Source organism: Duganella sp. OV510 (assembly GCF_900100205.1).
Classification (GTDB): domain Bacteria; phylum Pseudomonadota; class Gammaproteobacteria; order Burkholderiales; family Burkholderiaceae_D; genus Rugamonas.
Genome location: NZ_FNEQ01000008.1, coordinates 321,496 through 333,495 on the forward strand (window position 1 = coordinate 321,496; position 12,000 = coordinate 333,495).

Genomic DNA, 12,000 nt, shown 5'->3' on the forward strand with positions numbered 1-12,000 from the left:
GCGCGGGCGTTTTGAGGTGCCACAACCGTAGCGCAATCCACCTTGCCAGAAGGGCTTTTTATGACGAGACTATGACAAATAGTCTATAGTCATGGTTCACTTCCTTCACGTAACGACGTAATCATGAAATTTGATGTTGCAATTGTCGGCAGCGGATTGGCCGGCCTGTCGGTCGCACTGCATCTGGCCGAAACGCGGACCGTAGCGATTGTTTCCAAACGTGCGCTGAGGGACGGCGCCAGCAACTGGGCCCAGGGCGGCATTGCCGCTGTACTGGACTCCGGCGACAGTCACACCCAGCACATAGATGACACCCTGATCGCCGGAGGCGGCCTGTGTGACGAAGGCGCCACCCGCTATATCGTCGAACATGGCCGCGAAGCGATCGAGTGGCTGATCGAGCAAGGCGTGCCATTCACCCGCGACGAGTCGGCGGAACTGGGCTTCCACCTGACACGTGAAGGTGGCCATAGCCAGCGCCGCATCATCCACGCCGCCGACGCCACCGGCAACGCGGTACAAACCACGCTGGAAGAAAAAGTCCGCGCCCATCCGAATATCACGCTGTTCGAGCATCATTGCGCCATCGACCTGATTACCTCCGATAAAGTCGACGGCGACAAGAAGACGCATGCACAGCCCAAGTGCTACGGCCTGTACGTCCAGGACGAGAAAACCGGTCAGGTTCACACCTTTGCAGCGGAACACACGGTGATGTGTACCGGTGGAGCCGGTAAAGTGTACCTGTACACCACCAATCCAGACACTGCCAGCGGCGACGGAATTGCCATGGCATGGCGTGCCGGCTGCCGTGTGTCGAACATGGAATTCATCCAGTTCCACCCGACCTGTTTGTACCACCCGTACGCCAAGTCCTTCCTGATCACCGAAGCAATCCGCGGTGAAGGCGGCTTGCTAAAGCTGCCGCCGGAAGCCGGCGCCGCCGCCGGCCAGCGCTTCATGCTGGCGCACGATGACCGCGCCGAACTGGCACCACGCGACGTGGTCGCCCGCGCCATCGACTTCGAAATCAAGAAACGCGGCCTGGATTACGTCCACCTGGACATCAGCCACAAGCCGGCTGATTTCCTCATCGAGCATTTCCCGACCATCTACGCGCGTTGCATGGAACTGGGCATCGACATCACCAAGGAACCGATACCGGTGGTGCCGGCCGCCCACTATACCTGCGGCGGCGTGGTCACCGACATGCACGGCCGCACCGACCTGCCAGGCCTGTACGCGGTCGGCGAGACCGCGTGCACCGGCCTGCACGGCGCCAACCGCCTGGCCAGCAATTCGCTGCTGGAATGCGTGGTGATCGGCCGCGCCTGCGCCATGGACATCACATCCAAGGAAAAAGGCGGCGTGCCTTATCTGCCGGATTGGGATGAGAGCCGGGTCACCGACGCCGACGAGGAAGTGGTCATCTCGCACAACTGGGATGAACTGCGCCGCTCGATGTGGAACTACGTCGGCATCGTGCGCACCACCAAGCGGCTGGAGCGCGCCCAGCACCGCATCACGCTGCTGAAGGAAGAGATCGACGAGTACTACCAGAACTTCCGCGTCTCGCACGATTTGCTGGAGCTGCGCAACCTGGTCGACGTCGCCAGCCTGATCGTCAACAGCGCCTTGCTGCGCCGGGAAAGTCGTGGCCTGCACTTCAGCCGCGACTATCCGGAAACACTGGCCAAGGCCCTGCCGACCATCCTGACGCCGCCGGCGCGCAAATAACGCACTGACATGCTCCTCGTCCGCCACGCCACCCACGCCGACATTCCCGCCATGGAGGCGTTGATCGCGCGTTCCGGCATCGAATTAAGCGCCGGTTTCTACTCGCCCGAACAGGCGCAAGCCGTAACGCGTTACGTATTTGGCGTCGATACGCAGCTGGTCACCGACCAGACCTACTTCGTCATCGAGAAGGATGGCCAGTTGGCGGCATGCGGCGGGTGGAGCAAGCGCAGCACGCTGTTTGGCGCCGACCGCACCAAGCAAGGCGCCGATCCGCTGCTCGATCCGGCAACGGAACCGGCCCGCATCCGCGCCTTCTTTGTCGATCCATCGGCGGCCAGACAAGGCCTGGGCCGCATGCTGCTGCAGCACTGCACCGAAGCGGCGGCAGCTGGCGGTTTTCACACGCTGGAACTGGCGGCGACCATGCCCGGCGTTCCGCTCTACTCCGCCTGCGGCTTCGACATCGTTGAACCGATCGAGATCACACTGCAAGGCGATGTGAAAGTGCCGCTGGCGAAAATGCGCAAGTCCATCAAGGCGTCGTAGCGCCGTGATGGCGCGCCAGCTTTTGCAGCGCGCCGTTCTTCTTCATCTCCAGCAGCAATTGGTCCAGCTGGATTGGCAAGTCGCGATAGCGCGGCGCCAGCGGAAACGCAAAGTAAGCATCCAGCACATCGATCAGCGGCGCCAGCGCCATCACCGTGTCCTGCAAGCCCAGCGCCTTGATCACCGGATCGGTGTCGCGCCGGTTCGATGCGAACAGCTCCACGTGGCCGCGCTCCAGCATCAACAGTCCGCTTTCCACGGTATTGGTCACGCTAAGGCGCAGTTGCGGCACCGCTTGCGTGAATGCCTGTCCGTAGCTCCAGCCATTGATGACCGCAATGCGGCGGCCGGCGAGCAAGGCGTAGTCGCTCCCCCACACCGGCATGGCGTCGGCGCGGACATAGAAGGCCAGTTCATCCTGGAAGAAGGCTTGATCGCTGAAGCGCAGGACGCGCTGGCGTTCAGTTGTTTTATATGGCGCGACCAGCAGGTCGGCCTTGCCGCCGCCGACCACCTCCATCGCGCGGCGCCACGGGTAAATCTCGAAGCGCGCCTGATAGCCGTGGCGTTGCGCCAACAGCCGCACCAGCTCCACACCCATGCCGGTAAATTCGCCGTTGGGACGGCGCTCGAAGATACCGGCGTTGCGCGTTCCCGCAGCAACCAGCTCACGCACTGCCGGCAGGCGTGCACATGAAAGCAGCGGCACCGCGCCCAGCGCCATGCCGCACAAGCCTGTCAAACAAAGTCGACGTGCTTTCCGCAAGCGGGTCTCCCCTGCCGGCAATCCGGCATCCTGCGGTTTATTCTACGCGGATTAACCGACGATGCGCAAAGAATAATCGGTCGCCCGGATATCCTTGGTCAGGCTGCCGATAGAGATGCGGTCGACACCTGTTTCCGCAATCGCGCGCACGGTATCGAAGTTGATGCCGCCGGAGGCTTCCAGCAGCGCACGGCCAGCATTCAGGGTGACCGCTTCGCGCATCATGCCGGTGTTGAAGTTGTCCAGCAGGACCGACAGCGCGCCGGCATCCAGTGCTTCCTTGAGCTCATCCAGCGACTCTACTTCCACCTGGATCGAGACGCCCTTGTTCAGCGCCTTGGCCGCCAGCACCGCATTGGTGATACCACCTGCCGCAGCGATGTGGTTTTCCTTGATCAGGATGCCGTCGTACAGCGCCAGGCGCTGATTCTGGCCGCCGCCGACACGCACCGCGTACTTCTGCGCCAGGCGCAGGCCCGGCAAGGTCTTGCGCGTATCGAGGATGGCCGCGCGGGTGCCGGCGATCACATCGACATACTTGCGGGTGGCCGTGGCCACGCCCGACAACAGCTGCATGAAATTCAGCGCGCCGCGCTCTGCAGTCAGCAGCGCGCGCGCCGGGCCTTCGATGGTGCAGACCACGCTGTCGGCCTTCATCAGATCGCCTTCGGCATACTGCCAGTCGACTTCAATCCCGGCCTGCATGCAGTTCATGATGCCCTCGAACCATGGCGCGCCGCACAGCACCGCATCTTCGCGCACGATCACGCGCGCCTTGGCACGGCCACCTTCCGGCACCAACAGGCCGGTCAGGTCGCCGCTGCCTACATCTTCCAGCAAGGCGGACAGCAGGTTGGCCTCAAAGGCCGATTTCAACGCGTCGTCGAACGGCGCGAACTTGTTAATCAAAGTGCTCATGCAGGACCGATTCCCGAAAACAGTTTTGCTTCTTTCGCCAGGTCAGGGCCTGGCTGCACCTTGGCCTTCTTGGCGGCGGCGAAGTCCAGCATGCGCGTGATCGAGGTCACCGCCTTCTTGCCGATTTCTGCATCGACGAAGATTTCATTGGCGGCGCTGATCGCCGGGCTGTCCATGTTTTCCAGCAGGTCGGCCAGGTTTTGCAGGCCATTCATCGCCATCCATGGGCAGTGCGCGCAGCTCTTGCAGGTGGCGCTGTTGCCAGCGGTTGGCGCCACGATGAAGCGCTTGGTCGGCGCCGCAGCCTGCATTTTGTGCAGAATGCCGTTATCGGTGGCGACGATGAAGGTATCGGCGTCCGACTCCACGGCGGCGTTGATGATTTGCGTGGTCGAGCCGACCACGTCGGCCAGCGCCACCACATTGGCTGGCGACTCCGGGTGCACCAGCACTTTGGCATCCGGGTACTGCGCTTTCAGCAGGTCCAGCTCAACGCCCTTGAACTCGTCGTGCACCAGGCAAGAGCCCTGCCACAGCAGCATGTCGGCGCCGGTCTGCTTCTGGATGTAGGAGCCCAGGTGCTTGTCCGGCGCCCACAAGATCTTCTTGCCCTGCTCGTGCAGATGCTTGACGATATCCAGGCCGATCGACGACGTCACCATCCAGTCGGCGCGCGCCTTGACGGCGGCGCTGGTGTTGGCATACACCACCACCGTGCGGTCCGGATGCTGGTCGCAGAACGCGGTGAATTCATTGGCCGGACAGCCCAGATCCAGCGAGCAGGTCGCGTCCAGATCTGGCATCAGGATGCGTTTTTCCGGACTGAGGATCTTCGCGGTTTCGCCCATGAAGCGCACGCCGGCGACAATCAGCGTCCTGGCCGGATGATCGCGGCCGAAGCGCGCCATCTCCAACGAATCGGAAACGCAGCCACCGGTTTCCTCGGCCAGATCCTGCAGATCGGCGTCCACATAATAATGCGACACCAGCACCGCCTGCTTTTCCTTCAGCAGGCGCTTGATGCGTTGCTTGAGCTCCACGCGCTGTTCGGCGCTCGGAGTCGCTGGCGTGCGCGCCCAGGCATGGGCTACGCAGCTGGCGCCGTCTTGTGGATGCTCATACTCGACGGGTTTGATCTCGATGGCTTGCATAATCGTTTAATCGATGCCTTGGCTGGTCAGGTAGTCTTCATAGCCGCCACGGAAATCGACGACTTCATTCTCTTTGATCTCGATGATGCGGTTCGCCAGCGACGACACGAATTCACGGTCGTGCGAAACGAAGACCAGCGTGCCGGCATATTTATCCAGCGCGATGTTCAGCGACTCGATCGATTCCATGTCCATGTGGTTGGTCGGTTCGTCCAGCAGCAGCACGTTGTGACGGCCCAGCATCAGCTTACCGTACATCATGCGGCCTTTTTCACCACCGGACAGCACGGTCACCGACTTCTTCACCTCGTCGCCGCCGAACAGCAGGCGGCCCAGGATCGAGCGCACGGCCTGATCGTCGTCACCTTCCTTGGTCCACTTGCCCATCCAGTCGGTCAGCGTGATCTCTTTGGCGAAATCTTCGGTCGGGTCCTGCGGCATGTAACCGACGTTGGCGTTTTCCGCCCACTTGACGGTGCCGTGATCGGCGTTCAGGCCAGTGATGTCGGCGCCGCCGATGCAGCGCAGCAGCGTGGTCTTACCGGCGCCATTGGCGCCGATGATCGCAATACGCTCACCTGCTTCCACCATGATGCTGAAGTTGTTGAACAGCGTGCGGTCGTATTTTTTGCTCAGGCCCTCGGTCTCCACCGCCAGGCGGTGCAGCTTCTTCTCGCCCTCAAAGCGCACGAACGGATAGGCGCGCGACGATGGCTTGATGTCCTCGACCTTGATCTTGTCGATCATCTTGGCGCGCGAAGTCGCCTGGCGGGCCTTGGACTTGTTGGCCGAGAAGCGGCGCACGAAGTCCTGCAGCTCGGCGACTTTCTCTTTCGCCTTGGCGTTGTTGGCCAGCTGCTGATTACGTGCCTGGGTCGAAGCCAGCATGTAGTCGTCGTAATTGCCTGGATAGATCTTCAGCGTGCCGTAGTCCATATCGGCCACGTGGGTGCACACCTGGTTCAGGAAGTGGCGATCGTGGGAGATGATGATCATGGTGGAGTTGCGCTCGTTGAGCACATCTTCCAGCCAGCGGATGGTGTTGATGTCCAGGTTATTGGTTGGTTCGTCGAGCAGCAGGATGTCTGGATTCGAGAACAGCGCCTGCGCCAGCAGCACGCGCAGCTTCCAGCCGGGCGACACGGCGCTCATCAGGCCCTGGTGCAGATCGATCGAGATGCCCACGCCCAGCAGCAGTTCGCCGGCACGCGATTCAGCGGTGTAGCCGTCGTATTCGGACACCTTGCCTTCCAGGTCGGCGGCGCGCATGTAGTCGTCGTCGGTGGCTTCCGGATTGGCGTAGATCGCATCGCGCTCCGAGATTGCGGCCCACATCTCGGTGTGGCCCATCATGACAACGTCCAGCACGCGCATCTCTTCGTAGGCGAACTGATCCTGGCGCAGCTTACCCAGGCGCTCGTTCACATCCAGCATCACGTTGCCGCCCGACGGCTCCAGGTCGCCGCCAAGGATTTTCATGAACGTGGACTTGCCGCAGCCATTCGCGCCGATCAGGCCGTAACGGTTGCCATCGCCGAATTTGACGGAGATGTTTTCAAACAGCGGCTTGGCGCCGAATTGCATCGTGATGTTTGCTGTAGATAGCATTATAGACTTGGACTTTTCTGAATTAAATCATGCCGTTAGGCGGAAACGCAGTATTATACAGCACCCACTATGAACCACTGTATAGCACCGTAAAAATCAATGACTTACAGCTGTATTTTAAACGACAAGTAGCGGACTTGCTTCCAACGAGCCTGCCGCTGCAAGCTCGCTTCAATTCTATTCACTTGTCTTCCTCACCACCCAGAACCTTGTGAGGATTATAAAATCGAGCCAAAGGTCCAGGCTCGGTTGGAGGTCGCATATCCAAATGCTCCACATACCATTCCTGGATGACAGTGGCATAGCCTAATCCGTGCGGCAACTTCGCCCGCTGATAGCCTCGCCACGCCTCACTGTAGGAGCCCTTCCCCGTGCAAACGGGGTCCCAAAGAGGCGTTAGGATTTGGGAATCAACACTGGTGTTTCCGTGCATCTTCGCGATTAGGCGCACGTGCCCGTCACCATGAACCATGGTGATCTCGCCGTAGACGCCTGGATCGTTTATGAACTCCCGATCCGGCCGCCGAATACCGAGCCAACGTCGCTGAACAATTTTACTGTACATGCATACAGTATAATCAAAGCAAGCAGAACGCGCTATTATTTGCTTATCAATACTCGGAGTCAGCTATGTGCGTCAACTTCCGCCCGCCGGATCCTGAAATGCTTGAAGCTGTCATGGGCGTCATAATCGACCTGCACGAGACGGGCTTCTGGAAAACTGAAACATGGAAGGACTACGGCGCCCCCATAGTGCGGCGCGGTGCCGGCGGACAGCGCGAGGGTCTGCTAGCCAGCTACGGCATCGTGCCGCGCAAACGAATCCCGGCCGGCGTGCGCCCGTTCGACACGATGAATGCCCGCGCCGAAACGGTTGGCCAGCTGCGCTCGTTCTCCGGCGCCTGGAAGAAGTCACAGCTGTGCCTGGTGCCGATGACGGCCTTCTACGAACCAAACTACGAAAGCGGCAAGCCGGTGCGCTGGGGCATCGGCATGTCCGATCAGTCGATGTTCGCCGTCGGCGGCCTGTGGCGCGAATGGGATAGTGAGAGCGGTCCGGAGCATAGCTTCACGCAGCTGACCATCAACGCCGACGAACACCCGCTGATGCGACGCTTCCACAAGCCCGGCGATGAAAAGCGCGCGCTGGTGATTGTGCCGCAGGCGGAATGGGATGACTGGCTCGCCTGCACCGATCCGGAATACGCTCGCAGCTTCCTGCGGCACTACCCCGCCGAACTGATGCGGTCGTGGGAATTCCCGGTGCCGCCGCGCACCAAGAAATCGGAGCCGGCCGCGCCGGCGCCAGATACACAGATGGGATTGCTATGAGCGACGAATTAAACGACCGGCCGCCAGAGGGCAGCCTCGTGCGGATGAAGGGAAAACCGGACGGCCAGGTCATGTGGGTGACGTGCTCCGCCTTAGGTGAAGAGCACCTATGGGAGGGAGTCTCGAATGGGATTCTCTGCGAATGGACCATCGATGGCGAGCCGCAGACTGAGGTGTTCAGGCCTGGGCAACTGGAAATTGTGCAGTCCCAACCTTAGTCGGAAATATAAATAGGGAATCAAAATGAGCACAGGACCAGCAATTCCTTTTCTAGTGGTCGTCCCCGGCGGATCACATGATTTCTCATCAATATATGCCATCGCCTCAGCCTACGCGCAATCGGGTGAGCTGCTCAACAACCGTGCCGCTGAAACGAATCGGTTGGAGTTCGCATTCCCAGCGATGGTGTGCTCCAGTTTCGCGATTGAATTATTTCTAAAGTTTTTTCTGACACTCAGTAACGCAGAGAATCCCACAGCGCCACAAGTGAAGAGAAACGGGCACCCTCTGCAAAATCTCTGGGAGCGAATAAAGCCGGAGCATCAAGACCTTATAGTTAGCATGTTTCGCAACCCGTCGCACGTTCCGATATCGGTAGGATTAGATGTGCGAAAAACGCAGTTTCTCGACGCCTTAAAGCACATTGGACCAGCTCCATTCGTCGACTGGCGCTACGCATATGAGATAGATACACCCAAGCTGATGTCGCATGGTGCGATTACGGAAGTTCAAGATGCGGTCGGCTATGCGGCAAGGCATATTATGGAAAAGCGGAGGGCCGGGTCGCCCAGTTCAGGCGAGCCCCTCAGTTAGGGTATTTCAACGACAACCGGCAATCACTGCTTCAAGCTGCGCCTCATACTTCCGCCCGCGCGGCCAGTCGCTGGCCAGCGCCAGGACCTTCTCACCATCCGACGCTGTGGGCGTCAGCTTTTCCGCCGCGTAGTCGGGCCGCTTCGGCACATCGGCAGCCTTCACGCAGGGTACAGGCACCGGCACGTCGACGCGCTGCGTGATCGGCACCGGCATGCTGGCGCAGCCGGCCAGCAGGAATCCCGTGATCACGGGAATAAATTTCGGAATAATTTGTGGTGCGTTTTGTGGTTTCATCGAACGCCCTCCAGCATTTTGTTCACATAGGGCATCGCCTCGTCGCAGGTGGTGGCGCGCGCGCCGGCCAGTTGCTGCAGCGCCTGGTCGTAGCGCAGGCCGTTGGCCTCAGCCGCCTGCCGGGCGGCGGTGCCGCGCGCCTCGGCGGCCTTGGCCTGTTCGTACCACTGCGTGATGGCCCGATTCTGCACATCAACGCCGGCGCGCAGCTCCGCTGTGATGGCCTGCGCCGCCGTCAGGTCATCAAGCGCCTTGTCGCGCGCGGCAGCCGCCGACCACCACAGCGCGCCGCTGGCGCCGCCGCCGGCCAGCAGCAGGCCTAGCAGCGCGAAGGTAGACACTTTCCACAGCTGACCACCCAGCACGCCGCCTGTAGCAGCACCAAGCGCGCTCATGCGGCACCTGTCAGGCAGAGTTCGCGCTCGGCGGCGCGACGCTTCGTCAGGCCCGGCAACTCGATCAGCACGCCCGCCAGGCGAGCCTTGTTCCAGCGTGGCAGCTGATTGCACGCGCCGACGAGATCGCCCGCGTACAGCATGCGCGCCGCATTAGAATTCGGCCGGCTGCACGCCACCGTCGGACCGAGGTTGTAGGCGGCGTCGGCAAAGGCAGCCAGCACCGGCACCGGCAGGCCGGGCTGGCAGGCCTCGACTTGGTCGACCGCGCGCTGCATATCGACCGTTAGCAGCGACTTGCACTCGGCGAGGCTGTACTGCCGCCCCTTCACGACATCGGCGCCGGTGTGGCCGTAGCACACCGTCAGGATGCCCGGTGGGTCGTAGTACGCAAACTGGCGCAAGCCTTCCGCCGGCACCGCGATCGCGGTCGCCAAAGCAGCCGCCGCAGCGGCACGCTGTTTAGGTGTTGTTGCCATTGTTACCTCCAGAAAGTTCGGTTTGCGCGACTAGGCGCGCCAGCCCTGCGAGCAGCGAGACGCCGCCGGCGATGGCGGCGAACACACCGCGCGGGACGCTCTCCGGCTGCATGAATTGCACCGCCAGCTCAGCAGCGCTCAGCACTGCGGCCAACAGGCTAAATTTCAGGGACCAGGCTTTGCGCAGCACCGCGCGCCAGTCGTCGATCAGTTGGATTTTCATTTCAGTTTCCAGAGTGCGTAGAGCGCCGCCACGGCGCCGGCGATGGCGGCGACCCACTTCGCAGGACGCTCCAGCCAGCCCAGAACCTTCACGCCGCCCTTCATCGAATTCATGGCCTCGGCCATTTCGCGCAGCGACGGGATATCCAGCTGCGCGATCGCCTGCTTGATCGCGTCCACGCCGGCCAGCGTCTCCTGCGTCAGCGCGGTGTTGCCGGCCATGTTGCCCTTCATGGCGTGCACGTCGCTGGCCATCTTGTCGAGTCGCCTCTCAACCTCGGCAAGACGGCGCTGCATGTCCTCGTGGCGCTGCACTTCCGTTGCTTCATCTGCTGGCATGTGTGCCTTTCGTTTGGTGAGGTGATGGGATCAGGCGGCGGCGCCAATTTCGGCTGCGCGCTGCGCGATGAGGTCGTGGGCTGCGGCTGCAGCCGCAACGTCGACGGCCGCCTCGATCGAATACTTCGACATTCGCAGGGCGGCCAGTTGCTCCAGCGCGTCGCGCCGGGTGTCGGCCTGCTGCAGGATGCGGTCCGCCGCGACGTCCAGCGCGATGCCGGCGCCGGTGGCGTACGCCGTCACCCATACGCCGGGATCACCATGGTAGCCGCCGTCGACATAGGCGCGCGCAGCGGCCTCGCGCAGTACGTACTCCGACTCGAAGCGCTGCCAGCGCGCGTAGATGGCGGCGATGGCATCATCGATCTGGCTGACCAGCTGCCGCTTCACCTCGGCGATGCGATCCTGCTCGGCGACCAGGTTGGCGGCCACGGCTTCCGCCGGCAGCGCGGCAACTTGGTAGGTCTGGCACCAGCAGCCGTCCCGCTCGATGATCTCGCCCAGCACCACGTTCTCGCGCAAGTCGTTGATCGCTGGCTGCGGATCGTCCACCAGCACGGCGTGGTCCCATTCGGAGAAGTCGATCAGGGCGGCATCCGTCGGGAAGATCGTCGGCGCGTGGGCGGTGATGAACTCGGCCAGGCTGCACGTGGCCTTCGTTGTCAGATTGATTAGTTTCATGTGTTCTTTCAGAGCTGGTAGACAAACTGTTCATGCTGGTTGTCGCGTGCGCGCTTGACGAACACGACGGCCTTGCCGCCCGGCGCCGAGACGACAAACTTCGAACCAAGAATGACGCCGCCGATGACGGCGTTGATGTTCTTGCCCCGGTTATCGGTGGTCAGCACCGTGGCGGTGATGCTGCTGGTGGAACTGGACGACAGCAGGATCGGCAGTTCGACGTTCGTGCCGTCCGTCAGGAACCAGCGCGTGATGATTACGGCCTTCCCTTCACCGAACCAGGCATTGCCGGCCAGGTAAGGAACGAGCACCATGGCCACGACATCGGAAGCGGTCTTGCCCGGTGGTGGCGGCAGCACCACCTCGGCACCTTTGAGCAGCGTCGTCGGCGCCGTGGCTGAGTTCGTGTTGAGTAGCGACGCTCGCGCCTTCGTTGAACCGCCACCGACGTCGATCGCGACCGCCTTCATTGCTCCCATTGGAACCAATAGGTTCGGGACATTGGTGGCCGGCTGGCCAGCGTACGAGAGCTGTGTGCCGACGGCCACCGGCGTGGAGTTGCAGTTCACCAGCTGATACCGGCACGTCGCGCCGTCGACGTTGTCGGTCACTTCAGCCACGACATAGCCGTTCGGCGTGGCGCCGCCCAGCATCACGATGGCGCGGGCCGGCTGGCCCTGGGTATTGTTCGTCGGCAGCGAGGTCCGCAGCGC

At 61.7% G+C, this 12,000-nt stretch carries 15 protein-coding genes; 4 read left to right on the forward strand and 11 right to left on the reverse strand.

From position 1 onward, the window contains the following. The first annotated feature begins 123 nt into the window (after window positions 1-123). Together nadB and BLS51_RS21615 are read left to right on the forward strand one after the other, a co-directional pair. Window positions 124-1,737 carry an L-aspartate oxidase gene (nadB, locus tag BLS51_RS21610; RefSeq protein ID WP_090188357.1) on the forward strand — a complete coding sequence of 538 codons (1,614 nt, stop codon included), beginning with the start codon at window positions 124-126 and terminating at the stop codon, window positions 1,735-1,737. Between the two features lie 9 nt (window positions 1,738-1,746). Beyond that, complete coding sequence (locus BLS51_RS21615) at window positions 1,747-2,286, forward strand: GNAT family N-acetyltransferase (RefSeq protein WP_090188361.1); 540 nt, start codon at window positions 1,747-1,749, stop codon at window positions 2,284-2,286. Here BLS51_RS21615 and BLS51_RS21620 read toward each other — a convergent pair. From BLS51_RS21620 to BLS51_RS21635, 4 genes are all read right to left on the reverse strand, one after another. Further along, window positions 2,273-3,028 (reverse strand): substrate-binding periplasmic protein, encoded by a 756-nt coding sequence (locus BLS51_RS21620; RefSeq protein WP_229207675.1) that lies wholly within the window; start codon window positions 3,026-3,028, stop codon window positions 2,273-2,275. The two genes, BLS51_RS21615 and BLS51_RS21620, sit on opposite strands and share 14 nt — an antisense overlap. 75 nt (window positions 3,029-3,103) lie before the next feature. After that, entirely contained in the window at window positions 3,104-3,970 is an 867-nt protein-coding gene (gene nadC / locus BLS51_RS21625; RefSeq protein ID WP_090188368.1) for a carboxylating nicotinate-nucleotide diphosphorylase, read from the reverse strand. Then, on the reverse strand, window positions 3,967-5,121 hold the full coding sequence (nadA, locus tag BLS51_RS21630; protein WP_090188372.1) for a quinolinate synthase NadA: 1,155 nt from the start codon (window positions 5,119-5,121) through the stop codon (window positions 3,967-3,969). The genes nadC and nadA overlap by 4 nt, the downstream gene beginning before the upstream one ends. 6 nt (window positions 5,122-5,127) lie before the next feature. Then, window positions 5,128-6,729, reverse strand: a complete 1,602-nt coding sequence (locus BLS51_RS21635) for an ABC-F family ATPase (protein ID WP_090188377.1) — start codon at window positions 6,727-6,729, stop codon at window positions 5,128-5,130. 630 nt (window positions 6,730-7,359) lie between these two features. Here BLS51_RS21635 and BLS51_RS21645 point away from each other — a divergent pair. Further along, complete coding sequence (locus BLS51_RS21645) at window positions 7,360-8,061, forward strand: SOS response-associated peptidase (RefSeq protein ID WP_090188386.1); 702 nt, start codon at window positions 7,360-7,362, stop codon at window positions 8,059-8,061. Between the two features lie 243 nt (window positions 8,062-8,304). Next, window positions 8,305-8,874, forward strand: coding sequence for a hypothetical protein (locus BLS51_RS21655; RefSeq protein WP_139168757.1), 570 nt, complete (start codon window positions 8,305-8,307; stop codon window positions 8,872-8,874). Between the two features lie 6 nt (window positions 8,875-8,880). Here BLS51_RS21655 and BLS51_RS21660 read toward each other — a convergent pair whose 3' ends face one another. The 7 genes from BLS51_RS21660 to BLS51_RS29790 form a co-directional block, all read right to left on the reverse strand. Then, window positions 8,881-9,171, reverse strand: a complete 291-nt coding sequence (locus BLS51_RS21660) for a hypothetical protein (protein ID WP_090188398.1) — start codon at window positions 9,169-9,171, stop codon at window positions 8,881-8,883. Then, on the reverse strand, window positions 9,168-9,566 hold the full coding sequence (locus BLS51_RS21665; RefSeq protein WP_090285810.1) for a hypothetical protein: 399 nt from the start codon (window positions 9,564-9,566) through the stop codon (window positions 9,168-9,170). Before BLS51_RS21665 ends, BLS51_RS21660 begins: the two co-directional genes overlap by 4 nt. Next, window positions 9,563-10,045: a lysozyme gene (locus tag BLS51_RS21670; protein WP_090188406.1), complete on the reverse strand. Its 483-nt coding sequence runs from the start codon at window positions 10,043-10,045 to the stop codon at window positions 9,563-9,565. Before BLS51_RS21670 ends, BLS51_RS21665 begins: the two co-directional genes overlap by 4 nt. Further along, the gene (locus BLS51_RS21675) at window positions 10,029-10,268 is read right to left on the reverse strand and encodes a DUF7940 domain-containing protein (protein WP_090188410.1); all 240 of its coding nucleotides are present in this window, start codon (window positions 10,266-10,268) and stop codon (window positions 10,029-10,031) included. The genes BLS51_RS21670 and BLS51_RS21675 overlap by 17 nt, the downstream gene beginning before the upstream one ends. Then, window positions 10,265-10,606 carry a hypothetical protein gene (locus BLS51_RS21680; protein ID WP_139168758.1) on the reverse strand — a complete coding sequence of 114 codons (342 nt, stop codon included), beginning with the start codon at window positions 10,604-10,606 and terminating at the stop codon, window positions 10,265-10,267. Before BLS51_RS21680 ends, BLS51_RS21675 begins: the two co-directional genes overlap by 4 nt. 30 nt (window positions 10,607-10,636) lie before the next feature. After that, complete coding sequence (locus BLS51_RS21685; protein ID WP_090188417.1) at window positions 10,637-11,287, reverse strand: hypothetical protein; 651 nt, start codon at window positions 11,285-11,287, stop codon at window positions 10,637-10,639. A gap of 8 nt (window positions 11,288-11,295) precedes the next feature. Then, a partial coding sequence (locus tag BLS51_RS29790; protein WP_175472649.1) for a hypothetical protein occupies window positions 11,296-12,000 on the reverse strand: 705 nt, incomplete at its 5' end.

Coding starts and splice junctions, on each gene's coding strand:
- BLS51_RS21655 (WP_139168757.1), top strand. CDS start 8,305: ATGAGCACAGGACCAGCAATTCCTTTTCTAGTGGTCGTCCCCGGCGGA.
- BLS51_RS21635 (WP_090188377.1), bottom strand. CDS start 6,729: ATGCTATCTACAGCAAACATCACGATGCAATTCGGCGCCAAGCCGCTG.
- BLS51_RS21645 (WP_090188386.1), top strand. CDS start 7,360: ATGTGCGTCAACTTCCGCCCGCCGGATCCTGAAATGCTTGAAGCTGTC.
- BLS51_RS21660 (WP_090188398.1), bottom strand. CDS start 9,171: ATGAAACCACAAAACGCACCACAAATTATTCCGAAATTTATTCCCGTG.
- BLS51_RS21685 (WP_090188417.1), bottom strand. CDS start 11,287: ATGAAACTAATCAATCTGACAACGAAGGCCACGTGCAGCCTGGCCGAG.
- BLS51_RS21680 (WP_139168758.1), bottom strand. CDS start 10,606: ATGCCAGCAGATGAAGCAACGGAAGTGCAGCGCCACGAGGACATGCAG.
- BLS51_RS21665 (WP_090285810.1), bottom strand. CDS start 9,566: ATGAGCGCGCTTGGTGCTGCTACAGGCGGCGTGCTGGGTGGTCAGCTG.
- BLS51_RS21670 (WP_090188406.1), bottom strand. CDS start 10,045: ATGGCAACAACACCTAAACAGCGTGCCGCTGCGGCGGCTGCTTTGGCG.
- BLS51_RS21675 (WP_090188410.1), bottom strand. CDS start 10,268: ATGAAAATCCAACTGATCGACGACTGGCGCGCGGTGCTGCGCAAAGCC.
- nadC (WP_090188368.1), bottom strand. CDS start 3,970: ATGAGCACTTTGATTAACAAGTTCGCGCCGTTCGACGACGCGTTGAAA.
- BLS51_RS21615 (WP_090188361.1), top strand. CDS start 1,747: ATGCTCCTCGTCCGCCACGCCACCCACGCCGACATTCCCGCCATGGAG.
- nadB (WP_090188357.1), top strand. CDS start 124: ATGAAATTTGATGTTGCAATTGTCGGCAGCGGATTGGCCGGCCTGTCG.
- nadA (WP_090188372.1), bottom strand. CDS start 5,121: ATGCAAGCCATCGAGATCAAACCCGTCGAGTATGAGCATCCACAAGAC.